18 protein-coding genes are annotated in these 23,259 nt (G+C 66.5%); 6 read left to right on the top strand and 12 right to left on the bottom strand.

From position 1 onward, the window contains the following. Positions 1–18: 18 nt before the first annotated feature. Together MKAN_RS00590 and MKAN_RS00585 are read right to left on the bottom strand one after the other, a co-directional pair. Positions 19–2,412 carry a CoA transferase gene (locus MKAN_RS00590; protein WP_023364149.1) on the bottom strand — a complete coding sequence of 798 codons (2,394 nt, stop codon included), beginning with the start codon at positions 2,410–2,412 and terminating at the stop codon, positions 19–21. A gap of 75 nt (positions 2,413–2,487) precedes the next feature. Next, the gene (locus MKAN_RS00585) at positions 2,488–2,997 is read right to left on the bottom strand and encodes a GNAT family N-acetyltransferase (RefSeq protein ID WP_036394093.1); all 510 of its coding nucleotides are present in this window, start codon (positions 2,995–2,997) and stop codon (positions 2,488–2,490) included. Positions 2,998–3,095: 98 nt separating this feature from the next. Here MKAN_RS00585 and MKAN_RS00580 point away from each other — a divergent pair, with 98 nt between their 5' ends. Further along, positions 3,096–3,944 carry an SDR family oxidoreductase gene (locus tag MKAN_RS00580; protein ID WP_023364145.1) on the top strand — a complete coding sequence of 283 codons (849 nt, stop codon included), beginning with the start codon at positions 3,096–3,098 and terminating at the stop codon, positions 3,942–3,944. Positions 3,945–3,998: 54 nt separating this feature from the next. Further along, a complete protein-coding gene (locus MKAN_RS00575) occupies positions 3,999–6,392 on the top strand; it encodes a phosphoketolase family protein (protein WP_099184910.1) in 2,394 nt (797 codons plus the stop codon). A 277-nt stretch (positions 6,393–6,669) separates the two neighbouring features. Here the strand turns inward: MKAN_RS00575 and MKAN_RS00570 are convergent, their stop codons facing one another. After that, positions 6,670–7,341, bottom strand: a complete 672-nt coding sequence (locus tag MKAN_RS00570; RefSeq protein ID WP_023364141.1) for a TetR/AcrR family transcriptional regulator — start codon at positions 7,339–7,341, stop codon at positions 6,670–6,672. Positions 7,342–7,412: 71 nt separating this feature from the next. Between MKAN_RS00570 and MKAN_RS28550 the strand changes: the two genes are divergently transcribed. The 4 genes from MKAN_RS28550 to MKAN_RS00550 all read left to right on the top strand — a co-directional run bounded on the left by MKAN_RS28550 (position 7,413) and on the right by MKAN_RS00550 (position 11,286). After that, positions 7,413–8,438 (top strand): pyridoxamine 5'-phosphate oxidase family protein, encoded by a 1,026-nt coding sequence (locus MKAN_RS28550; RefSeq protein WP_023364139.1) that lies wholly within the window; start codon positions 7,413–7,415, stop codon positions 8,436–8,438. A gap of 12 nt (positions 8,439–8,450) precedes the next feature. Next, positions 8,451–9,650, top strand: a complete 1,200-nt coding sequence (locus tag MKAN_RS00560) for a hemerythrin domain-containing protein (RefSeq protein ID WP_023364137.1) — start codon at positions 8,451–8,453, stop codon at positions 9,648–9,650. 81 nt (positions 9,651–9,731) lie between these two features. Further along, complete coding sequence (locus MKAN_RS00555) at positions 9,732–10,406, top strand: MOSC domain-containing protein (RefSeq protein ID WP_036394208.1); 675 nt, start codon at positions 9,732–9,734, stop codon at positions 10,404–10,406. A 103-nt stretch (positions 10,407–10,509) separates the two neighbouring features. Further along, positions 10,510–11,286, top strand: coding sequence for a CPBP family intramembrane glutamic endopeptidase (locus MKAN_RS00550; RefSeq protein ID WP_023364133.1), 777 nt, complete (start codon positions 10,510–10,512; stop codon positions 11,284–11,286). Positions 11,287–11,292: 6 nt separating this feature from the next. On the opposite strand, the gene MKAN_RS00545 is transcribed toward MKAN_RS00550, so the two are convergent. The 9 genes from MKAN_RS00545 to modA all read right to left on the bottom strand — a co-directional run bounded on the left by MKAN_RS00545 (position 11,293) and on the right by modA (position 23,108). After that, a complete protein-coding gene (locus tag MKAN_RS00545) occupies positions 11,293–12,321 on the bottom strand; it encodes a zinc-binding alcohol dehydrogenase family protein (RefSeq protein WP_023364131.1) in 1,029 nt (342 codons plus the stop codon). Positions 12,322–12,369: 48 nt separating this feature from the next. Beyond that, positions 12,370–12,669, bottom strand: coding sequence for a GlsB/YeaQ/YmgE family stress response membrane protein (locus tag MKAN_RS00540; protein WP_023364129.1), 300 nt, complete (start codon positions 12,667–12,669; stop codon positions 12,370–12,372). A 175-nt stretch (positions 12,670–12,844) separates the two neighbouring features. Then, positions 12,845–13,906: an alanine and proline-rich secreted protein Apa gene (locus tag MKAN_RS00535; protein ID WP_023364127.1), complete on the bottom strand. Its 1,062-nt coding sequence runs from the start codon at positions 13,904–13,906 to the stop codon at positions 12,845–12,847. An 85-nt stretch (positions 13,907–13,991) separates the two neighbouring features. Beyond that, on the bottom strand, positions 13,992–15,089 hold the full coding sequence (locus MKAN_RS00530) for a sulfate/molybdate ABC transporter ATP-binding protein (RefSeq protein ID WP_023364125.1): 1,098 nt from the start codon (positions 15,087–15,089) through the stop codon (positions 13,992–13,994). A gap of 282 nt (positions 15,090–15,371) precedes the next feature. Next, on the bottom strand, positions 15,372–17,279 hold the full coding sequence (locus MKAN_RS32440) for a serine/threonine-protein kinase (protein WP_023364123.1): 1,908 nt from the start codon (positions 17,277–17,279) through the stop codon (positions 15,372–15,374). A 50-nt stretch (positions 17,280–17,329) separates the two neighbouring features. Beyond that, the gene (locus MKAN_RS32435) at positions 17,330–19,153 is read right to left on the bottom strand and encodes a serine/threonine-protein kinase (RefSeq protein ID WP_023364121.1); all 1,824 of its coding nucleotides are present in this window, start codon (positions 19,151–19,153) and stop codon (positions 17,330–17,332) included. 147 nt (positions 19,154–19,300) lie between these two features. After that, positions 19,301–21,220 carry a serine/threonine-protein kinase gene (locus tag MKAN_RS32430; RefSeq protein WP_023364118.1) on the bottom strand — a complete coding sequence of 640 codons (1,920 nt, stop codon included), beginning with the start codon at positions 21,218–21,220 and terminating at the stop codon, positions 19,301–19,303. 307 nt (positions 21,221–21,527) lie between these two features. Further along, positions 21,528–22,322, bottom strand: a complete 795-nt coding sequence (locus tag MKAN_RS00510; protein WP_023364116.1) for an ABC transporter permease — start codon at positions 22,320–22,322, stop codon at positions 21,528–21,530. Positions 22,323–22,331: 9 nt separating this feature from the next. Then, positions 22,332–23,108 (bottom strand): molybdate ABC transporter substrate-binding protein, encoded by a 777-nt coding sequence (gene modA / locus MKAN_RS00505; protein WP_023364114.1) that lies wholly within the window; start codon positions 23,106–23,108, stop codon positions 22,332–22,334. Positions 23,109–23,259 lie beyond the last annotated feature (151 nt).

The following is a 23,259-nucleotide window of genomic DNA, read 5'->3' as shown; positions in this document are numbered from 1 at the left end:
CGTCGCGTAGGCGGACGCTCACGTGCCAGCGGCCGCGAACAGCACGCCTTCGGCGATCAGCTGCTCGATGTGCTCAGGGCTCATCCCGAGCAGCTCTTGACAGATCGCTCGAGTGTCCTGACCCGCCTGCGGCGCCGGACGTTGCGGTGCATGCGGGATGTGACGAAACGGCGCCGGACCCGTTTCCGCCGGCATTTGACGTGCGATGAGGGGATGCACCATGGTGCTGAACAGCTGTCGCTCGGCCAGCTGAGGATCCTCGAGCAGGTCCGGCGGGCGGTTCATCGGGCCCGCGGCGAGTCCGGCCGACTGCATGAGCCGGGCCGCCTGCTCCGGACTGTGGGTGCTCGTCCAGGCTGCCAGCACCGCTGACAACTCGGCGCGGTTGGCCCGGCGAGCCTCCGCCGTCGCGAAGCGCAGGTCCTCGGCCAATTCCGGTTTATCGAATACTAGTGCGGCACAACGCCATTCGTCATCCGAGCGGATGGAGATGACGCACCACTCGTCGTCACCGGCGCACGGGCAGACCGCGTGCACGCTGATGTCGTCGCGGATTTCGGCGGCGCCGGCGGCCCGTGCGGCTTCCGTTACGAACAGCGTGTCGAGTTGATTGACGACGACTTCGGCCTGAGAGACGTGGACGTGGGCGCCGGCTCCGGTGCGATCGCGGTGGATCAATGCGGCCAGGGCCAGGATCGCGACGACGCGTCCCACCACGTGATCGGGGAAGATGGTCGTGGCGTCGTAGAAGGGGTGCCGGGCGCCGTCCTTCGGGGCTTCCTCGGACGTCCACACGCTGGTTACGCCGGTGGTCGCGCGCACCAACGGGCCATAGCCCAGCCGGCGGCTCCACGGGCCCCGGTTGCCGAACGCGCTGCTGCCGGCGAGCACGATCCCGGGATTGAGACCACGCAGCTTGTCGTAGTTGAACCCCAGGGAGGTCAGCGTTCCCGGCTTGAAGTTGGCAAAGACGGCGTCGGCCTCGGCCACCAGCTGACCGAAGATGTGCTTACCTTCGTTGCGGCGCAGGTCCACACCGAATGCGCGGTGATTGCGGTGGGTCCAGGCGAAGGACTCGCTCATCGCATCGCCGGCACGGGCCTGCCGCAGCCCGTCGGGGTAGTCGGCGCTTTCGACCTTGATGACCTCGGCCCCCAGGTCGCCGAACAAGCGGCTCAACTCGCCGCCGGCGACGATGATGCCGAGATCGAGAATGCGCAGTCCGGCGAACGGATAGTCGCCCACCCGGCCCACAGGCGGGGGCGCCGGCACCGGGTCGGCCAGCCAGCCCGGTTCGTGCTGGCCGGCAGTGGGTGCCGGAGCGCGAAAGCCGGCGCGCTGCTCGTTGACCGTGAAATATCCGGTCGGCACCTGGGCGTGTACACCGGGAACCAGCTCGGCATCGGTGATCGCACCCACCGCCTGGAAGTGCTCGGACGCCAGGATCCGCGACGGCGTCAGCACCGCCGCGATCGGCACCCCATGAGCCTGTCCGGCGGCCACCAGCTCTTTCATGGTCTGACCGGCGAACAGCGCCGCCACCAGCACACTGATCTGGGGCCACGCGGCAAAACGGGCGCCGATCACGTCGTACCGAGGATCCTGAAAGTCTTGCGGCTCCCCCAGCCAGCGGCGCAGGCCGCGCCACTGCCGCGGCGCCATCACGCACAACCGCACGTAGCCGTCCTGGCACGGATAGATCGGGTACGCGTCCTGGTTCTTGGGCCGTCCGCGCCACCGTGCGCTGCTGCGGATGCCGGCCGCGACCTGTCCGTGCGCACCGAACGCCGGGTCCAGCGCCATGACAAGCGCGTCGAACCGCGAGAAGTCGATGTAATCCCCTGCGCCGCAACGCAATCTGTTGTAATAGGCGACCAAGACCGCCCAGGCCGCTTGGACGGCGGCGGTCGCCGAAGCGATGCCGTCCGGCGGTAACACCGGGGTGCCGGTGGTGGGGCCGGACCGCGACAGCGAGCCCGACATCGCATACAGCACCGGATCGGTGGCGCGCCACGACGACCGTGGCCCCGAGGTACCGAAGTCGGTGAACGACAGCGCAACCAGGTGCGGGTGGCGATCGGCCAGTTCGGCACACGTTGTCCCGTAGGCGGCCGCCGCTCCCGGAAGACCGCTGTCGACAACGATGTCGGCGCTGGCGGTGAGCTCGTCGAAACGCCGGCGGTGCTGCTCGTCGAGCGGGTTCAGCACCGCGCTGCGCTTGTTGGCGTTGTGCACCGCGAACGGGATGCCGGTGCCGGCCAACGTCGGCGGGACGCCGCGTCCCGGGCTGCCGCCGGGAGCTTCCACCTTCAGGACGTCGGCACCCAGATCGGCCAGCAACCGGGTGACCGTGTCAGCGCTACCACCGGACAGGTCCAGGACGCGCACGGCATCGAGTAACCCGTCGGGCATTGGCACACCGTACCCGCCGCTGCGCGCACCTCGCTGGGGCCGGCGACACACCGCTCGGGCGGCCCGGAGCCGTGATCACACCGGCGAGCGTTGGTAGCGCAGCTGTTCGACGGTCGTGGCCCCGAAGACCTCGGTGCGCCGCGTGCCGTCGAACCGCCACCCGTCGCGTTCGTAGAACCGCCGGGCGCGAACATTGCCGTCCAGCACCCACAACGAAGCGTGCCTGACCCCGACTCGACGCAGCCGATCTCGGGCAGCGGCCATCAGCAAACGGCCGACACCGCTGCCCATCCAAGCCGGATCGACGTAGATTGCCATCAGCTCACCGGAATTCGGCAACTCGTGGTCCCGGCACAGCCCCGTGGTGGCCAAGCCGCAGATGGCAGAACCGTCGACGGCCACCACGGTGGCCGGCAGCCGAAGGCCCATGCGGCCGAACGTGTATCTGCCCGCCCACACCTCGGGCCGCAGACCGTCGAGATATTCCTGGTCGATGAGTCCCGGATAGGCGCACTGCCACGACCGGACATGGACCCGAGCCACCGCTTCGGCGTCCTCCGGGACGGCTGCGCGCACCTGAGTCACCGTTGCAGTATCGGCGCGGCTGTTGCGCCGCCCGCGGCCGGGTGGTGTGCTTACCAGATTGCCTAGTTGACACCCGTCAAGCCCCGGAGAGGACGAACATGGCAGACACGGCATCCCTCGGTATCAAGGTGCGCGGCAAGGTCATCGTCATCACCGGCGGCGCACGAGGCATCGGGTTGGCGACGGCAACCGCCCTGCACAGGTTGGGCGCTCGGGTTGCGATCGGCGACATCGATGAGGCAAAGGTCAAGGAGTCCGGCGCCGACTTGGGCCTGGATGTCTACGGCAAACTCGATGTCACCGACCGAGATTCGTTTTCGGACTTTCTCGACCGGGTCGAGCGCCAACTCGGCCCGATCGACGTGCTGGTCAACAATGCCGGCATCATGCCGGTCGGCCGGATTATCGACGAGCCGGACTCGGTGACCCGCCGCATTTTGGACATCAACGTTTTCGGGGTCATCCTCGGCAGCAAGTTGGCCGTTGAGCGGATGCTCCCTCGCGGGAGTGGGCAGGTCATCAATGTCGCATCGCTTGCCGGCGAGCTCTATGCGGTGGGGCTGGCCACCTACTGCGCCAGCAAGCACGCGGTTGTGGCGTTCACGGACTCGGCGCGGCTCGAATACCGTTCGGCGGGCGTGAAGTTCTCCATGGTGTTGCCGACTTTCGTCAACACCGAACTGACCGCCGGGACCGCCGGGGTCAAGGGATTCAAGAACGCCGAACCGGAGAACATCGCCGACGCGATCGTGCGCCTGGTGGCCCACCCGAAGCCGCGGGTGCGGGTCACTCGGGCGGCCGGCGCGATGGTCGTCTCGCAGAAGTTCATGCCGCGGCCGGTGGCCGAGGGACTGAACCGTATCTTGGGCGGCGAACACGTCTTCACCGACGACGTCGACGTCGCCAAGCGCAAGGCCTACGAGGCCCGCGCTCGTGGACAGGACTGACCGGCTTCAGCTGGCAGTTCACCGAGGGCGCGCACAATCGGCCCGGTGAGCCCGGTGAGCCCTGAAACCCCAACAACCGCGACCCTTTCCGACGACGAACTGGCCCGCATCGACGCGTATTGGCGTGCCGCCAACTACCTGTCGGTCGGCCAGATCTACCTGCTGGACAACCCGCTGCTGGCCAAGCCGCTGTCAGCCGAGCACGTCAAACCCCGGCTGCTGGGACATTGGGGCACCACGCCGGGGCTCAACCTCGTCTACGCCCACCTGAACCGGGTAATCCGCAACCGCGACGCCAACGTCATCTACGTCACCGGCCCCGGGCACGGCGGTCCCGGCCTGGTCGCCAACGCCTACCTCGAAGGCACCTACAGCGAGGTGTACACCGGCATCGGGGAAGACGCCGAAGGATTGCGGCGGCTGTTTCGGCAGTTCTCCTTTCCCGGTGGTATCCCCAGCCATGTCGCGGCCCAGACCCCGGGGTCTATTCACGAGGGCGGCGAGCTGGGGTATGCGCTGGTGCATGCTTTCGGCGCGGCTTTCGACAACCCCGACCTGGTGGTCGCCTGTGTCATCGGCGACGGCGAAGCCGAAACCGGACCGTTGGCCGCCAGCTGGCATTCCAACAAGTTCCTCAATCCCGCGATCGACGGCGCGGTGTTGCCGATCTTGCACCTCAACGGATACAAAATCGCCAATCCGACTGTGCTGGCGCGTATTCCGCATGACGAGCTGGCATCGCTGCTGCGCGGTTACGGCTACCGGCCGATCGCGGTTTCCGGGGACGATCCGCTCAGGGTGCACCGGCAGCTGGCTGGTGCGCTCGATGACGCGTTCGACGACATTGCGGCAATTCAGCATGCCGCGCGCTCGGGCGAGAATTCTGCGCGGCCGGTCTGGCCGATGATCGTGTTGCGCACACCCAAGGGCTGGACCGGGCCGAAGGTGGTCGACGGCATGAAGGTCGAGGGCACCTGGCGTTCGCATCAGGTCCCGCTCGCCGACACCCATGACAGCGCCGAGCGGCGCCGGCAGCTTGAAGAGTGGCTGCGCAGCTACCGGCCCGATGAGCTCTTCGACGACAACGGCACGTTGCGGGCCGAGCTGCGGGCGTTGGCACCTACCGGTGATCGGCGGATGAGCGCCAACCCGCACGCCAACGGCGGGCTGCTGCTGCGCGACCTCGATCTTCCCGACTTCCGCGACTACGCGGTGCCGGTGGCACGTCCGGCCTGCGAAACCCACGAGGCCACCCGGGTGCTCGGTACGTATCTGCGAGACGTGATCCGGCGCAACCCGGATCGGTTCCGGCTGATGGGCCCGGACGAAACCGCGTCGAACCGGCTCAGTGCCGTATTCGAAGCGACCGGGCGGACCTGGCTGTCGGAGACCAGCGCCGACGACGATCACCTGTCTGCGGCAGGCCGGGTGATGGAGGTGCTGTCCGAACATCTGTGTCAGGGCTGGCTGGAGGGCTATCTGCTGACCGGCCGCCACGGCATGTTCGACTGCTACGAGGCCTTCGTGCACATCGTCGACTCGATGTTCAACCAGCACACCAAATGGCTGTCGACCAGCCGGGAACTGCCATGGCGGCGACCGATCGCGTCGCTGAACTACCTGCTGAGTTCCCATGTGTGGCGCCAGGACCACAACGGCGCATCGCATCAGGATCCCGGATTCATCGACCTGGTCGCCAACAAGCGACCCGAGGTGGTACGCGTTTACCTGCCGCCCGACGGCAACACGTTGTTGTCGGTGGCCGACCATTGCCTGCGCAGCCGTGACTATGTCAACGTCATCGTCGCCGGCAAGCAACCCGCGCTGTCCTATCTCGCCATGGACGAGGCCGTCGCGCACTGCACTCGCGGGCTCGGCATCTGGCAATGGGCAAGCACGGCGACCGGTGAGCCCGACGTGGTGCTGGCCTGCGCGGGAGACGTGCCGACGCTGGAGACGCTGGCAGCCGCCGACATTCTGCGGCGGGAACTGCCAGGGCTGGGTGTGCGGGTGGTCAACGTCGTCGACATCATGCGGCTGCAGCCGGAGTCCGAGCACCCACACGGCTTGGCCGACAAGGAATTCGATGCAGTGTTCACTCGCGACAAGCCGGTCATCTTCGCCTACCACGGGTATCCGTGGTTGATCCATCGGCTCGCGTATCGCCGCGCCAATCACCCCCGTATCCATGTGCGCGGGTTCAAGGAGCGCGGGACCACGACGACACCGTTTGACATGGTGATGCTCAACGATCTGGATCGCTTTCACCTGGTCATGGACGTCATCGACCGCGTTGACGGGCTGGCCAGCCGAGCCGCCGTGCTACGCCAACGGATGGCCGACGCCCGGCTCTCGGCACGTCTGTACACCCGTGAGCATGGCGCCGACGACCCCCGGATCGCGGGATGGGCCTGGGAGTCGAGCGAGCGGAACGAACGCAGTGGGTGACGGGAGCGAGACGACCGATTAGGCCTGGGAGTCGAGCGAGCGGAACGAACGCAGTGGGTGACGGGAGCGAGACGACCGATCCGGCCCTGGGAGTCGAGCGAGCGGAACGAACGCAGTGGGTGACGGGAGCGAGACGACCGATCCGGCCCTGGGAGTCGAGCGAGCGGAACGGACGCAGTGGGTGACGGGAGCGAGACGACCGATCCGGCCCTGGGAGTCGAGCGAGCGGAACGGACGCAGTGGGTGACGGGAGCGAGACGACCGATCCGGCTCCGTGTCAGTCGCATAAGAGCTCCGGCCGCAGGAGTAGCTGCGGCAACGCGTTTGCGAGCCATTTCTGGTAGCGATCCGGTGACCAACCCATGTCGGTGGTGAGCATCGAATAGGTTTGCGGCAATGTCAATGTCGCCATCACGTCGGCAGCTTCCTTCTTGGAGAGGCCACGGCGCAGGGTGGTTCGCCAATACTTCTCGATCGCCGCGGCGCAATCGGAACGCAGCGCGCGGATCAGACTGGTGCGCAACTGCTGTAGGGCCGGTTCGGCCGATGTCGCCTGCTCCATCACCCGGATCAGTGGCGCTACCCGCTCATTGATGGTGTGGATGAAATGGGCGACGGCGGCAAATTGCCGGAGTGCCTGCGGGCCGGCCTCCTCGATAAGGCTCAGCACCCGGTCCACCACCGGGACATCTGCGTAATCGCCGACGACTGCGACGTCGATCGCGCGGGCCAGCACACCGGCCTTGGAGCCGAATGTCGCGTAGATGGTCGGTGCGGACACCTCGGCCGCGGCGGCGATCTGGTCGATGGAGGTGGCGCCGAACCCCTGCTCAACGAACAGGCTGGCCGCCGCTTCAATCACCCTGCCCTGCCGGGCCTCGGCGTCGGCGCGGCGCCGGCTGCTGTCGTACTTGCGCCGCGGGCGGGGCCGGGAACTCGTTGACGTCATTGCACCCAAGTCCTTATAGTTGACTGTATTAAATACATGCGACTCTATTGAAGTATACGCTGGAGGTTGCAGTGGCATCCAAACTCGACGCCCGGGCCGTCTTGGACTGGCCCACCATCCGCGACCAGGCGGCCGCGTTCATCACCACGGAGTACGCCTCGCTGAACCGCGGCGGCGCGCCCATCACCTGGCCCGTCACGCCTTACCTGGGTGCAAACGGGCGCAGCGTCGATGTGACCACCGGCCTCACCTACCCGCTCAAGGCCGAGCGGGCCCGGCGCAACCCCAAAGTGTCGCTGTCATTTTCGCAGCCGCTGGGCTCCCGGCTGGCCGATCCGGCAACGTTCGTGATCCAGGGCCTGGCCACCGTCCACGATGCCGACCTAAGGGCCAATTCAGCCCGCTATCTGGCGGAAGTCGCCGCGCACCTACCGGAAGCGTTCGACAGCATCCCCACCGTGATGCTGCGCCGGATGGCGTGGTACTGGGCCCGCATCTGGATCGAAGTCACCCCGGTTCGGGTGCTGTGGTGGCGTGGCGGGGACCTTGATCAGCCACCGCAACTTTGGGAGCCGCAAACCCTGCCCACCGTGGCCCCGTCGGATCCCGCGCCGGTTGGACGCGGCGCCGGATCCTGGAACACCCGCGCAGCGGCGGACTGGAGGACGCGGATCCGTGGCGCACTCGACCGGCTGGGCCCGCCGGTGCTGACCAGCATCACACCCGACGGCTGGCCGCTCCCGCTGCGCGTGCGGAACGCCGAGCAGATCCCCGGCGGCTTCCGGATGCGCCCGCCCGTTGGCGTCGACATCGTCGACGGGCCGGCCTGCCTGACGTTCCACACCCACGGGCCCGCGTTCGAAAGTCAAGAAAACGCAAGCTTGACGGGGCACTGCCGCAACACCGGTGAACACATCGAGTTCGACGTCGAGCGAGCGCTCAACGACTTCATCATCCCGGCGAAGCCGCTGCGGCGCGCGGTGCACCTGATGTCGGCGAGTCGGCGACTGAAGCGGCGGCTGGATTCCGAGGCACGCCGACGCGGGCAGCGCGTTCCCCGATTCGACGAACTCGGCTTCACTAAGAGCGAGCGCTAGAAGGAAAGCCCGATGAGAGCCGTCGCTCAGCCCGCGGACACCCGGATGATGGGCATCGTCCACAACGCGCTACGGCGCGACATCGCCCGCGCGCAGTCGGCGCTGGCCCGGTGGCCCTACCCCAACCCCCGCCAGCGCTCGGCTGTCGCCGAGCACCTGGTGTGGATGACGGAGTTCCTGCACCGCCACCATCGCGTCGAGGATGACGGCCTTTATCCCCTGGTGCGGCAACGAGTCTCGCAGGCAGCGGGCATTCTCGACGCAATGGACGCCGACCATCACGCGCTGCTACCGGCGATCGCACGGCTCACCGACAGCGCCCGGCGCTACGCCGCGGACCCGTCGGCCCGCCTGGATCTGGTTACCACACTGGACCGGTTGGCGGCGGTGCTGCTGCCGCACTTGCAGCGCGAGGAGCTCGAAATGATGCCGGTCGTGTCGGAGGCGCTGACGCAGGCCGAGTGGGATGCCATCGAACAGGCCCATGCCGTCAAGCCGCTGAAGCCAACCGAGCTTGCTTTCACCGCATTGTGGCTGTGCGATGGCGCCAGCGATGAGGACCGTGCGATAGTCCGATCGCTGGTACCCAAGCCGGTCGCGCGGGCGATCGAGATCTTTGCCACCCCCGGCTATCAGCGCTACGCATGGCGCCTTTGGCATCTGGCGCAGCACACCCGGTTGCGCCAGAAACTCAATGGACAACTCAGCGTCGATATTCCGGCCCCGATCGAGGCGGTGTGGCAGCTGGTCGCCGATCCGCTTCGGGTTCCGGAGTGGAGCCACGAGTGTCGCCGGGTGCGATTTCTGGATGGCGCGACGTCGGCGGGACCGGGCCGGCGATTTCGTGGGACCAACCGCAGCGGCCGCTATCGGTGGACGCGTAGCTGCACGATCTTCGCCTACGACGAGCCCAACGAGTTCGGCTACATCACCTCAGGAGGTCCCGGCGATGCAACCGCCTGGCACTTCCGGCTGGAACCTATCCCGGCGGGCACGCGGCTAACCCAGGCCTTCCAAGGCGTCTCGATGCCGCTGTGGTTATCGCGTTTGGTTGCACTGCTGATACCCGAGCACGACGACCGCACCGAGGCGCTGCGCGCTGACCTGGTGCGGTTGGCCGCGCTTGTCGAAGCGGAGCATTGTGCGCCGCCGACCGGCTGCGCCGGACTGTTCGGTCCACCACCTCGGTCTTGTCGGTCTCGGCGGTCTTGACCCACCATCAGGGCCCGAAACCACACGACCGGGGCGCAGTCTCTCAGCCGGCCACCAGCGCTGCAGCGCTAGCCTGTGCGGGTGGCGCATGTCTTGTCGGTGAACGTGGCCCGTGTCGGAGCAAACCCTGATCCCCGCGCATTGTCCAAGGTGACGGGTATCGACAAGGCGGCGGTAACCGAGCCGGTCATGGTCAGGGCGCCGGGCCCGATGCACGGTGGTCTGGGCAGCGGGCTGGTCGGCGACACCATCGGCAATCCGAAATTCCATGGCGGCGACGACCAGGCCGTTTACGCGTATGCACGAGAAGACCTGGACGGCTGGGAATCTCAACTCCAGCGCACGCTCAGCAGCGGAATCTTCGGCGAGAATCTGACCACCGTGGGCATCGATGTGACCGGCGCGCGGATCGGTGATCGATGGCACGTCGGCACGGACGGCTTGGTGCTGGAAGTATCCGCACCCCGGACGCCATGCCGGACGTTTTCGGCATTCCTGGGATTGAGCCATTGGATCCACACCTTCACCCAAGCAGGGAAACCCGGGGCCTACTTGCGGGTGATCTCGCCCGGAACCGTTCGGGCCGGAGACGCAATCACGATCGACCATCGCCCCGATCATGACGTGACCATCGGTCTCGTCTTCCGTGCCCGAATGTCGGAGCCCGAGCTGCTGCCTCAGCTGCTGGTAGCTGACGCGCTCTCAGCCGAACTTCTGGCCTACGCGCGCCGCAGGTTGTCGCCGGACAAAGGGTGAACCGCTGCGGCTCCGAGCTGGCCGACGCCTGTGTCGACACTTGATCTGGTCTGCGCTGCCGAAGAGAACGGGCATTCGGCCGCGCGCGGGTAGACTCGCGACGATGCGTGACCCAGCTCCGGACGAAGCCGCCACCAGCGCTCAGCACGACGCGCTGGCATTGCCGATGCCGAAACTTGAGCGGTTGCGGATCCACGTCGATATCGCCGTCGTCGTCGTGGTGCTGGTGCTGACCAACCTGGTGGCGCACTTCACCACACCGTGGGCCAGCATCGCGACCGTCCCGGCCGCAGCCCTCGGTCTGCTGATCCTCGTCCGGTGGCGTGGGCTTGGCTGGACCGAACTGGGTCTGGGTCGGCAGCACTGGAGATCCGGCATGGGGTATGCGCTGGCTGCCGTGGCCGTGGTGCTGTCGGTGATCGCGGTCGGCGTGCTGGTGCCGGTGACTCGGCCGATGTTCCTGAACAACCGCTACGCAACGGTCTCGGGCGCGCTGATCGCCTCGATGCTCGTCATACCGCTGCAAACCGTTATTCCAGAGGAGCTGGCGTTTCGCGGTGTCCTGCACGGCGCGCTGAATCGTGCCTGGGGATTTCGCGGTGTCGCGATGGCGGGCTCGCTGCTCTTCGGTCTGTGGCATGTCGCGACGTCATTGGGCCTGACCAGCACCAATGTCGGTTTCACGCGGCTGTTTGGCGGCGGGATCGTCGGGATGCTGGCCGGGGTGACGTTGGCGGTGTTGGCTACCGGCGCGGCCGGCTTCGTGTTCAGCTGGCTGCGCCGGCGTAGCGGCAGCCTGATCGCGCCGATAGCTCTGCATTGGTCGCTGAACGGATTGGGCGCGCTGGCCGCCGCCGTGGTCTGGCACCTGAGCACCTGAACCCGGTTAGACCAGCAGGACGGCTGCACCCGCGATGCGTCCGGAGCTGAGGTCGCTCAGCGCACGATCCGCTTGCCCCAACGGGTATTCCGGAGTGGTGACCTGGATGTGATGGTGCGTCGCGAAGTCGAGAAACGCACGCGCGTCGGCCCGGGTGTTCGAAGTGACCGACCGGATCTGGCGCTCCTGAAATAGGTGCCGCTGGTAGTTCAGGGCCGGGATATCGCTGAGGTGGATGCCGGCGATCGCCAAAGTACCGCCCCGGTCCAGAGCCGCGCAGGCGGGCAGCACCAGGTCGCCGACCGGAGCGAACAGAATGGCAGCGTCCAGCGGTACCGGGGGCGGATCGGCGGCCCCTTGGGCCGAGGCGGCGCCGAGCTCGAGCGCCAGCCGGCGCGCTTGCGCTCCGCGGGTCATCACGTGCACCTCGGCACCCTGGGCCAGCGCGACCTGCGCGGTGATATGGGCGCTGCCGCCGAAGCCGTAAAGACCCAGCCGACCGCCGGCCGGCAGCTCCGCCCGCAACAGTGAGCGGTAGCCGATGATGCCGGCACACAATAGCGGCGCAAGCTCGCTGTCGCTGTAGCCGCTGGGCAGGTGGTGCGCGAAAGCCGCTGGAACGGTGGTGAATTCGGCGTATCCGCCGTCGGCGTCCCAGCCGGTGTAGCGCGACTTCGGACACAGATTCTCGTCGCCCCTGAGGCAGTACTTGCACACTCCGCAGGTGTGGCGTAACCAAGCGATACCAACCCGGTCGCCGACCTGGAACTCGTCGCCGGCATCGGCGCCCACCTCGATGACCTCCCCTACCACCTCATGTCCGGGAGTCACACGTTCGCGGTGCACGGCAAGATCGCCCTCGGCGACGTGCAGATCGGTGCGGCATACCCCGCACGCGTGCACCGCAACGAGCAGTTCAGCCGGCCCAGGCCGCGGCATCTCGGTGCTGACCCGCTCGAGCGGGCTGCTGTCCATCGGACCGGGCCGGCGTACCTGCCAGGCCGTCATCGTCGGGGTGCTCGCCGGTGCGGACATCACCTCATCATGCCGCAATCCGCCACGGCCGCAACGGGTTAGCTGCTGTTAACGCTTCTGCACCATGCCGACTAGCCAGAGCAGGATCACCGAGCCCAGAATTGCGGTGAACAGGGTGAACCACCAGCCGCCTGCTGCCGTATCGACGAAGAAACTCAGCAGGAAGCCGCCGACCAGCGCTCCTACGATGCCGATGACGATGTTCATCAAGATGCCGGATCCCGATCCTTTGACGATCTTGCCCGCGATCCAGCCCGCGATGGCGCCGATGATGATATAGCCGATCCAGCCGACGCTGGTCAGCGTCGTCGAACGGGCCAGAAACTCGGTTGCTGCCATGACACCCATCGGGATCTCCTTGTCATCATCGGCTGATCATCGGCTCATCATCGGCTCATCACCGGCAGAGCCCAACTCGACTGCTGGACCGTAATCTCGGTATACCCGGTTCGCGCGGCGATGGGAATGGTCGACTTCGCGACATCCGGCCAAGCGAGGCGGATATGCGCTTCGCGACTGCCGGTTACGCCGGTTGGGTCCGCCGCGGTGTCGGGGAGAGGGTCGGCGTCACTCCCGCGGCCGGAGCCTGAACCGGTGCGGGCGCGGGCGCACCCGGCTCCGGCGCCGGCTCGCCCGGAGCCGGAGCGGGCGCGGGCGCCGGCGGGGGTGTCCAGGGACGGATCGACTCGGCGAGAGCCTTTGCCGCGCCCTTGTCCACCGGGTTGTTCGAAGTCCCCAGCCACACCACGAACCAGCGCTGCGGAGGCCCGGCATTGGGCGTCGTCCCCGCAGGCGTACCGATCACCCCGGTCCAGATCTGGCCGTTCGGCTTTGCCGGATCGCTGAATTTGACTTCGTAATACGACGCGCTTCCGGACACCCCGTTGGCGTTGAGCGGAACCGTTTCCTGGTTGATTCGGGTGCCTGGGTACGGCATAAAGAACTCACCCATGTCCGAGCCCAACCGGACCGCGGCCTTGGGATTGGTGGTTTCGGCGCTGGCGTAAAGCCGTTGGTCCAGCCGGCCCATCACGATACGAGTGTCGTTGGCGACCGGCGGTGCCTGCCCGGGCATAGGTGGCTCCCCGGTTGCCTTGCTGAGCAGCGCCGACCCGTAATCGAGATGGGAAGCGTCTGACTCCACCCAGCCCGGGGGCAGGATGAAGCTGAATCCGCCGACGGCATTGGTGATCCGGGCGGGTTCCGGTGCATTCGGGTCGGCAACAGGTATTGGCGGTGCATTGGGGTCGACAACGGGTGGGGGCGGTGCATTGGGGTCGGCAACGGGTGGGGGCGGTGCGTTGGGGTCGGCCGGCGGCGGTGCCGCATTCGGATCGGCCGGCTGCGCCGCAGGCGTGCTGGTGGTTCCCGGTGGCGGCGTCGCTGGTGCGGGCGCGGGCGACGCCGCGGTGGTCGAGGGGGGCGCGACCGCTGTCGTGGTGGCCGGCGCGGGTACCGGCTCCGGGTCGGCGTTGGAGGTCGCCGGCAGCGCGATGGTGAGCGCGCCGACGCTGCTTACGGTGGCGATCGCCAGCGTTGCCCACAGTCCGTTGCGACGGCTCGTGTTGGAGTCCACCTGATGCATGGCGACGAACCTACCGTGTTGCCGTCATGAAGCAAGGATGGCCTGCCGGTGTCGGCACCGTTCGTGATCGGCAGCTCCTATCGGCTCATCGGCGAGCAGCCGGGTGCAGCGCCACTTCATGCGCCTTGATGCTGTACCACACGCGCGTCCCAGGCGTCAGCCGCAGCTCCGCCGCGGCATCGGCGGTGATGCTGGCGGCCAGCCCGGGGGCGCCGTCGGGCTGATCCGGACCGCGCACCAGGACCCCGGAGCCGCGGGTCTGCAACTCCGTCACGGTCACTTCGACGGTGTTGCGGGGGCTGCCATGCGGCCGTTCCAGGTGCACGGCTACCGCTGTCGGCGCGAACACCGCGACGGCGTCGCGGCCACCGGTGAGATCTTGTGCCGCGATCCCATGCCAAACGGCGCCGCTCGAGCTGTGCAGTGCGCCGTCGGCGCCGATGGTCCCGCTGACCAGGTTGATGCCCGCGATGCGGGCCCCGAAATGGCTCCGGGGCGTGGCAAGCACCTCGGCCACCGGACCGATCTCGGAGATCTTCCCGGACTCGATCACCATCACCCGATCAGCCAGCGCAAACACATCCAGCAGGTCGTGGGTTATCAGAACCACGGCGCAGCCGGTGTCGGCAACCACGCCCCGCAACACCGCCCGTATCGCCGCGGCCGCGGTCACATCCAGTCCGGTCAGCGGCTCGTCGAGCAGCAGTACATCAGGTTCCGCCGCCAGTGCACGCGCAATGGCCACCCGCTGGGCCTGACCCCCGGATAGCTGCCGCGGCTTGCGGTCAGCGAATTGCGCGGCCTCCACCTCACTCAACCAGCGCAGCGCCGACTCCCTGCGCCGGGAATGACCGAACCGGAACATCCCGCGACGGCTGAACGGTCCGAAGACCACGTTGGCGGCCACGCTCAGGTGCGGAAACAGCAGCGGTTCCTGCAGGAGCAGCCCCACCCGGCGGTCGTGTGTGGCCACCTCGATCCCGGCCGCGGTGTCGGTCAACACCCGGGCTCCGACACGCACCAGACCCATGTCAGGGCGAACCAGCCCGGCAATGACATGAAGTGCGGTGGATTTGCCGGCGCCGTTGGGGCCGAGTATCGCCAGCACCTCTCCCGCCGAGACGACGAACTCCACGTCCAGACCGCGGTCCGTCACGACCGCGCGAAGTTGCAACCCGCTCATGGCCGGCTACCTCGTGTCAGGTCCGTGCTAACCGCCGACTCCCGGAACTGACACTGCGAGCACCGTCAACCAGCCAGCTGCCAGGCATGGATCACACCTTAGGCGACGATTTCAATTCCGGGATGTCGACCGGTCTTGCCCAGATTGCCGTGCCGGCTGCGGATGGCTGGCTGATCACCGCCCTAGCGACATTCCCGGCCGGGGTATCGTCACCAGACTCATGCCTCACCGGCGATACTCGACAAGTCGAACGGTGGGCACCGGCAACCAACGGCCCTGAGGTTAGTCTCCGGTGCGCGTTAGCGTTTCGTCAAAATCGACGCTGACTGCGCACGACCCGGACTGTTGATGGCGGCCGTGGCCGGTGAGCCGTGTGATCGGGTCCTGCATTGGTTGCGGCAGCGGATACTGTCCGGTGGTTTTCACGTAGAGGCTGATGCAGCCCGGAACGTTTTCTTCGTGTTCGAGGTCCAAAATCCAGTTGCCGTCGCTGAAGACCAGCGGCGTGTCGCTTGTTGGGGAGTAGAAATAGCTCATGCACTGATCGCCGCTGCGCAGGCAGTCGGTGGTGACGGTCTCGTCTTGCTGCTGTTGCGGCATTGTCGTGCTGAAGTTTCGCGTGATGTGGTAGCGGCCGTGCAGCGCCTCGGCCGGCGACACGACTCGTGCCGGCAGAGCGGCCGGGTCGGGGAGGCTGTTGACGTCGACGTCTCCGGTGCGGGTGAAGGTTACGGTTCGCTTCTCGGCGCAGGAATTGCTTGCAGCACCGCGATATTCGCCGGTGAACGTGCCGTTGGGTCCGGGTTGTAGCGTGAACACCTCCCACATCCGGGACGCCGAATCTCGACACTTTGCTGATCCGATGGTTACGGCCACCCATCGGCCGCCGACTTCGTCGAATACCGTGCTCGGCGCGAGCCGGACTTCTCCGCTCAAGCGGGTCGCGGTCGCCACGCACCCGGCCGACCCGCACATGGAGCGGATGGCGTAGGTATCCGTTGACTGCATTGCGCCGGGCGCCGGGGCTTCGGCGAGTTTGGTGACCGGGCCGAACTGGACTCGGTAGACACCGGTGAACGGCCCGGTGTTGGCGGCCGCGGGCGCGGGATTGGTTGGCGTGGAGGCGCTATGGGGTGCACCGGCCGTTTGGTGATGCCGGGTGAGCTTCACGATCGCGAAGATCCCACCGGCGACGAGCAACACGATGCTCGCGACTGCGCCGATCAGGAAACCGGGATGCCGTCGCACCGCCCTCCCGGTGGGTCGTGCCGGCGCGGTTCTCGCGGGCGCAGTTACGTCGATCTCGGGCTGGGTGTCCGGGAATGGAATCGCAACAGCCGACGAGAGACCCGGGCCCAGCTGCCGGCCCAAGTGCTCGGCAAACTCCCCGCAGCTGCTGAACCGGTGAGATGGGTCTTTGGCCAACGCCTTGGCAAAAACCGGGTCCAGCCCGGCCAACAGAGGGTGGTAGGCCCCGATCGAGGGCGATGGCGCGCTGAGATGCTTGGTGATCACCACCGCGGAATTGGAACCCGCATAGGGCGGCATGCCGGTCAGAAGCTGAAATGCGGTGCAGGCCAAGGCATATTGATCGGCACACCCGTCGACGCTCGCACCCTTCAACTGCTCCGGTGCCGCGTAGGCCGCAGTGCCGACCATCATGTCGGTCGCGGTCAACCGTGTCGCGTCCTCGATGGGCCGGGCGATGCCGAAATCGGCCAGGAAAACCCGCGGTGCCTGCCCGTCGGGTTCGGCCAACAAGATATTGGCCGGCTTGACGTCACGGTGCAACAGCCCACGATGATGCGAATAATCCAAGGCCGAGGCGACCGCGGTAATGATCGGCACCACCTCGTCGAGGGGCATCCCGCCCGGATAGCTGTCTTGCAACAGCCGGCCGAGGTCAATGCCGGCCACGTAATCCATCGAGATCCAAAGGTGGCCGTCTTCTTCGCCGCGATCGTGAATTCTCACGATATGCGGATGCGACAAACCGGCCGCCAGGTCAGCCTCACGCAAGAACCGCGCTCGATACTCTGCGTCGGTAGTCAAATCCGACGGCAATACCTTGAGCGCATCCTCGCGCGGCAACCGCGGATGTCTCGCCAAATACACTCGGCCCATCCCGCCCGCGCCCAGCACCCGCAGGACCGTGTACCCGGCGAACACCTGACCAACCTCGAGCGACATTGCCAAATCGTAGAGCGTGGCTGTTCAGCGGCACTCGGAATTCGCGTTCGTCAATCCCCGGCGCGCTTGAACGTTTCATCGAAATCCGCGTCGATTGCGCACGAGCCGGTTTGTTGCTGGTGACCGTGTCCGGTGAGCAGCCTGATGGGATCCTGGGCTGGTTGCGGCAGCGAATACCGTGCGGTGATTTTCACCCGCGAAGTGTCGCCCGATGCCGCGCACGTGCTGTCGTCCTCGACGTCCACGGTCCAGTTGCCGCCGCTAAATACCAGGGGTAGGCCGCCCGTCGGCCCGTGAAAGTAGCTGATACACCGATCGCCGCTGCGTAGGCAGTCGGTACGGACAGTGAGATATGACTGGCGTTGCGGCGTCCCGTCGTTGAACGTTCGCGTGAGCTGATATCGGCCGCGCAGCGCCTCGGCCGGCGACGCCAGCCGGGGTGGTTGACCGGCCGGGTCGGGGAGGCTGTTGACGTCTAGCTCTCCGGTTCGGGTGAACGTCACCGTTCGTTTGTCGGCACAGGCACCGCCGGAGATCGCGGTGTATTCGCCGATGAGAGTGCCGTCGGGACGTGGTTGCAGCGTGACCACCTGCCAGAATTCGGCTGCGGCGCCTCGGCATTGATCTGAGCCGAGGACCACGGCCACCCATCGCCCGCCCACCTGGTCGAACACCAGCGTCGGTGCCGTCACGGGTGCGCCGCTAAGGCGTGACGCCGTCGCCACGCACTTGGTGGAGCGACACACCGAGCGGAGCCCGTACGTGGCCGTCAGTGTCGCCGCATCAGCCGGGTCCGGGGCAGTGTCGGGTCCGGTGATTGCACCGAAGTCGCTCCGAAAGATACCGCTGAGGGGACCCGCCGTCGCGACGGGATTGCGATCCCGAGTGAGCTTTGCGCCGGCAAATACGCCACCAGCAACCAACAATGCGAGGCCCAGCAGCGTGCTTATCAAGACGCCGGGGCGCGCCGCCCGGCGCTGCCGAGCCGGCGCCGCGGACGGCGCGTCAACACCGGCTTGAATGAGTCTGGAAGCGCCGTCGAGGTGCCGGCTCAGTTGGTCGGCAAATTCCCCACAGCTGCTGAACCGCTTTGCCGGCTCCTTGGCCAATGCGGTGGTGAACACCGGATCGAGCCCGGTCAACTCCGGATGGTAGGCGCCGATCGAGGGCGGTGCGGCGCTGACATGTTGGCCGATCACCACCGCGAGGTTGGAACCGCCATACGGCGGCGCCCCGGTTAGCAGCTGAAAAGCGGTGCAGGCCAACGAATATTGATCGGCACGCCCGTCGATCGGTTTACCCATCAGCTGCTCGGGCGACGCGTAGGCCACTGTGCCCACCGCCATGTTGGTCCGGGTCAACCCGGCTGCGTCATCGATGCGCCGTGCGATGCCGAAATCAGCTAAGAAGACCCGTCCCGGCCCTCCGTCGGGTCCGGTCAACAAGATGTTGGCCGGCTTGACATCGCGGTGCAGTAACCCACGATGATGCGCGTAATCCAGCGCCGAGGCGACCGCGGTGATGATCGACAGCGCCTCATCGACCGGCATCCCGGCAGGGCAGTGCTCACGTAACAGACGTCCCGCGTCGGTGCCGGCCACATATTCCATCGAGATCCACAGATGACTGTGGTATTCACCGCGGTCGTGAATCCCCACGATGTGCGGATGAGACAAGACGGCCGCCAACTCAGCCTCACGCATAAACCGCGCCCGATACTGAGGATCATCGGTCAACTCCGCGGGCAACACCTTGAGCGCATCTTCGCGCGGCAGGCGCGGGTGCGCCGCCAGATACACGTGACCCATTCCGCCCGCGCCCAGTACCCGCAGGATCGTGTATCCGGCGAACACCTGGCCGACCTCAAGCGCCATGGCCAAATCGTAGGTGCGGCAACTCGGCCCAACCGCACATTCTGGGCCATCGCCGTCGCCGGCCACGGCTGTCGCTCGCCGGACCCGGGACTGGCAACGTTGCGTTTTCGGCGCTTCGCACTTCGGAGAGCAGGCCGGGTGTTGTCTCTAATCGCCGGTGCGCGTGAATGTTTCGTCGAAATCTACATTGACTGAACAGGACTGGGTCTGTTCCTGTTTACCCTGCCCGCTGAGCAATGCGATCGGATCCTGTGGTGGTTGAGGCAGCGGGTACTGGCCAGTCTTTTTCACATGCATCGGGGTGTTTCTGCCCGGGCACACGGTGTCGGACTCGGTGTTCAAGGCCCAGTTGCCGTCACCGAACACCAACGGTTCCACCGCACCCGATGGCGCGTGGAAGAAACTCATGCACCGGTCGCCGGTACGTAGACAGTGGGTAGTTACCGCGTAGTCGGTCTCCTGCGTGATGCGTCCGATCCTGAAGGTTCGCTTCTCGTGGTAGCTGCCACGCAGCGCCTCGGCTGGCGACACCACCCGCGGCGGCAGGGCGGCCGGGTCGGGAAGGCTGTTGAGGTCGACGTCGCCGGTGCGGGTGAAGGTCACGGTGTGCTTGCCCACGCAATTATTGCTGGTCGTGGCGGTAAATTCGCCGGTGAAGGCTCCGCCCGGACCCGGTTGCAGGGTGAACACTTCCCAGATTTCGGCGGGAGCGCCTTGGCACTTGTCTAGCCCGATGGCCACACCCAGCCAGCGTCCGCCGACCTCGTCGAACACCATCGCCGGGGCGAATGTGGTTTCGCCGCTGAGGTGCGACGCCGTCGCCGCGCACCCGGCGGTCCCGCATACCGAGCGGACGGCGTAAGTGTCGGTCGACGGTGGTACGCCTGGAATCGGGGCATCGGCGAAGGTAGCGCCCTTGCCGAAGTCGGCCCGGTAGACGCCGGTGAAGGGACCGGTGTTGGCTACCGTCGTCGTGGTACTACTCGGGGCGTTTCGCGCGGTGGTGCCAGGCTTGTGGGACTGCGTCAGCTTTACGACCGCGAAGACACCACCGGCGATCAGCAACAGGATGCTCACCAGGGCGCCGATGAGAAGGCCCGGGCGCTGGCCCAATCGCTTGCGGCCCGCGGGTGTACGAGGAAGAGCGGGCACCGTGCGATCAATCGCGGGTTGGGTGTCTGCAGTGTCGGCTCGCAGAGGAATCTCACCGGCGTATGCGAATCCCGGATTCAGCTGCTGGCTCAGTTGGGCGGCAAACTCCGCGCAGCTGCCAAAACGGTCGGCGGGATTCTTGGCCATCGCCTTGGCGAACACCGAATTCAGCGCGGCCAACTCGCTGCGGTAGGCACCGATCGGGGGCGGCGGGGCGTTGATGTGTTGGCTGATCACCACCGTCGGGTTGGAATCACCATATGGCGGTACACCGGTCAGGAGGTTAAATGCAGTGCAGGCCAATGCATATTGGTCTGCCCGGCCGTCGACCGGATCACCCGTCAACTGCTCGGGCGCCAGGTAGGCCACGGTGCCCACGGTCGCGCCGGTCGCCGTCAGTCCGGTCGCGTCGTCGATACGCCGCGCAAGTCCGAAATCAGCCAGAAACACCCGCCGCGCCTGCCCCCCATCGGGTGCGGTCAACAAGATGTTTGCCGGTTTGACGTCGCGGTGGAATAACCCGCGATGATGCGCATAATCGAGCGCCGAGCCGACCGCGGTGATGATCGGCGCCGCCGCATCCAGCGGCATCCCGCCCGGGAATTGCTCCAACAACAGCCGGGCCACATCCGTACCGTCCACATACTCCATCGAGATCCAGAGGCGGTCCTGAAACTCACCGCGGTCATGAATCCTGACAATGTGCGGATGATTCAAGCCGGCCGCCAGGTCAGCCTCACGCTCAAATCGGGCGCGATACTCGGGATCACCAGTCAATTCCTCTGGCAATATCTTCAGGGCTTCGTCGCGCGGCAAACGCGGATGCCTCGCCAAATACACTCGGCCCATCCCGCCCGTACCCAGCTCCCGCAGGATTGTGTATCCGGCGAATACCTGACCAACCTCTACCGACATGGCCAAGATCGTAGATCTTGTTACCGCGTTGCACCCGCAATTCGCCATCGCCGATACCACGTGCGTTTCAAAGTTCAGTTGCGGCGTCGAGGTCTCGAAGCAACCGAATCGGTCATGCCGCCCATGCTCAAATTCGAAGCGTGCGCCCGCCGTCAGGAAAAACCGCGTGAGGATTTCAATTCTTTTGGGTAGCAGTCGTTTTAGGGGCGATGATCGATTTTCGGCAGCGCAATTGCCGGATTGCACGCCCTACGCTAGGCGGCCGAAACGGTTCCCACGGCAAGCTCAGGGCCGGTTCACCCGCCCGTCACCTGGTGTCCGTCACGGTCAGCCGTCGGGTACCCAGACCCAGTACGACCAGCGCCGCCACCGCTACCAGAAGTAGCGACAATGCCACCGCAGCGTCCGGATCGTTGACCCGCTGCAGGTAGATCTCCAGCGGAAGGGTGCGGGTGACTCCTTGCCGGGAACCGGCAAACGTCAAGGTTGCGCCGAACTCCCCCAGCGACCGGGCGAATGCCAGCACGGCTCCGGACACCATGCCGGGTAGCAACAGTGGCAGGGTGACCCGCCACCAGATCGTGCTCGGCCGGGCTCCGAGTGTGGCCGCGACAACCTCGTAGTCGGCTCCCGCTGTGCGGGCCGCGCCCTCCAGTGATATCACCAGGAACGGCAGCGAGACGAAGGTCTGCGCCAGCACCACAGCCGTCGTGCTGAACGCGATCCTGATGCCGGCCGCCTCCAGGTAGTGCCCGATCAAGCCGAGCCGGCCGAATGCGTAAAGCAGCGCGATGCCCCCCACCACCGGCGGCAGCACGAGGGGCAGCAGGATCAGCGGCCGCAGCAACCGCACCAGCCGCGCCCGGCTGCGGGCCAGCACCAGCGCCATCGGCACCCCCAGCAGAACGCACAGCATCGTGCTGGCCGCGGCGGTCTTGAGGCTCAGGACCAGTGCTGTCTTTGAGGAGGCGCTGGCGATCATCGACCAGAAGTTGGGCCAATCGACCTTGAGGGCAATCGCAATCAGTGGCAATACCACGAAGACCGTCCCCGCCGCGGCGGGAAGGTAAACCCAGCGGGGCAGATCGGCGGGCCGGCGCACAGCAGCTCGTCAGGGCTTGGCAAACCCCGACCGATCCAGGATCTGCCGCCCTGTCTCGGCCGTCACCAGGGCCACGAACTTCCGCGCCAGCTCAGGCTGGGGCGCCTTTCTCAGCACCACGATGGGATACACATTCACCGCGCCACCGGCCTCGGGAAATTTGACTGTCGCCACTTTGTCGCCGGCATTCATTGCGTCGGTGACATAGACCAGCCCGGCATCGGCCTGTCCGGTCGCGACCTTGTTGAGAACGTCGGTCACGCTGAGTTCTTCGCTGACCGGCCGCAGCTGGATCCCGGTGGAGTCCTCGATGCGCCGGGTAGCCGATCCACAAGGCACCGGCTGCTGGCAGACCACCACGCTGAGTCCCGGCCCGGCCAGGTCGGCGAATGATCCGATCCGCTTCGGATTTCCCGGCGCCGTGACGATGACCAGCGTGTTCGACGCAAAATTGGCCGGATCTGCGGCCACCAACCCGGCCCTGGCGACGGTGTCCATCTGGGCGGTGTCCGCCGAGGCGAACACGTCGGCCGTCGCGCCCTGGGTCAGCTGAGTTGCCAGCTCGGAGGAGCCCGCGAAATCGAAGTCGACTCCAGCGCCAGGGTTGTCTTTCGTGAACTGCTCGCTGATTTGGGTGAATGCGGGCTTCAGTGACGCGGCCGCGAACACCACGATCGATCGGGTGCCCGACGGCGGTGCGGCCGAACCGCACGCCGCCACGCTCGCGACCAGCCCCCAGATAAGCAGCGTCGATACCAAACTGCCCCGCGTCCCGATCCGGCGCATTGGTCAAACGTAGCAGCCGGACCGCATCACCCACGGCCGGCCAAAGCACTGCCGAACAGGCCGCAACAGTGAGGAAATTCGTCTGCGCGTCGCCGCGGCGCGGAGTTTCGCCGAATAGCTACTGTCCAGTAACATGTACCGGGATTGCGGC

The organism is Mycobacterium kansasii ATCC 12478, assembly GCF_000157895.3.
Classification (GTDB): domain Bacteria; phylum Actinomycetota; class Actinomycetes; order Mycobacteriales; family Mycobacteriaceae; genus Mycobacterium; species Mycobacterium kansasii.
Note: the sequence above shows the minus strand (reverse complement) of the source record. Positions and strands in the feature narration are given on the sequence as shown.

What these genes read in the sequence shown, in the direction of transcription:
- MKAN_RS00580 (WP_023364145.1), top strand. Translation starts at nt 3,096, where the DNA reads ATGGCAGACACGGCATCCCTCGGTATCAAGGTGCGCGGCAAGGTCATC.
- MKAN_RS00540 (WP_023364129.1), bottom strand. Translation starts at nt 12,669, where the DNA reads ATGGGTGTCATGGCAGCAACCGAGTTTCTGGCCCGTTCGACGACGCTG.
- MKAN_RS00570 (WP_023364141.1), bottom strand. Translation starts at nt 7,341, where the DNA reads ATGACGTCAACGAGTTCCCGGCCCCGCCCGCGGCGCAAGTACGACAGC.
- modA (WP_023364114.1), bottom strand. Translation starts at nt 23,108, where the DNA reads ATGCGCCGGATCGGGACGCGGGGCAGTTTGGTATCGACGCTGCTTATC.
- MKAN_RS00545 (WP_023364131.1), bottom strand. Translation starts at nt 12,321, where the DNA reads ATGTCCGCACCGGCGAGCACCCCGACGATGACGGCCTGGCAGGTACGC.
- MKAN_RS00560 (WP_023364137.1), top strand. Translation starts at nt 8,451, where the DNA reads ATGAGAGCCGTCGCTCAGCCCGCGGACACCCGGATGATGGGCATCGTC.
- MKAN_RS32430 (WP_023364118.1), bottom strand. Translation starts at nt 21,220, where the DNA reads ATGTCGGTAGAGGTTGGTCAGGTATTCGCCGGATACACAATCCTGCGG.
- MKAN_RS00530 (WP_023364125.1), bottom strand. Translation starts at nt 15,089, where the DNA reads ATGAGCGGGTTGCAACTTCGCGCGGTCGTGACGGACCGCGGTCTGGAC.
- MKAN_RS00535 (WP_023364127.1), bottom strand. Translation starts at nt 13,906, where the DNA reads ATGCATCAGGTGGACTCCAACACGAGCCGTCGCAACGGACTGTGGGCA.
- MKAN_RS00590 (WP_023364149.1), bottom strand. Translation starts at nt 2,412, where the DNA reads ATGCCCGACGGGTTACTCGATGCCGTGCGCGTCCTGGACCTGTCCGGT.
- MKAN_RS00550 (WP_023364133.1), top strand. Translation starts at nt 10,510, where the DNA reads ATGCGTGACCCAGCTCCGGACGAAGCCGCCACCAGCGCTCAGCACGAC.
- MKAN_RS32440 (WP_023364123.1), bottom strand. Translation starts at nt 17,279, where the DNA reads ATGTCGCTCGAGGTTGGTCAGGTGTTCGCCGGGTACACGGTCCTGCGG.
- MKAN_RS32435 (WP_023364121.1), bottom strand. Translation starts at nt 19,153, where the DNA reads ATGGCGCTTGAGGTCGGCCAGGTGTTCGCCGGATACACGATCCTGCGG.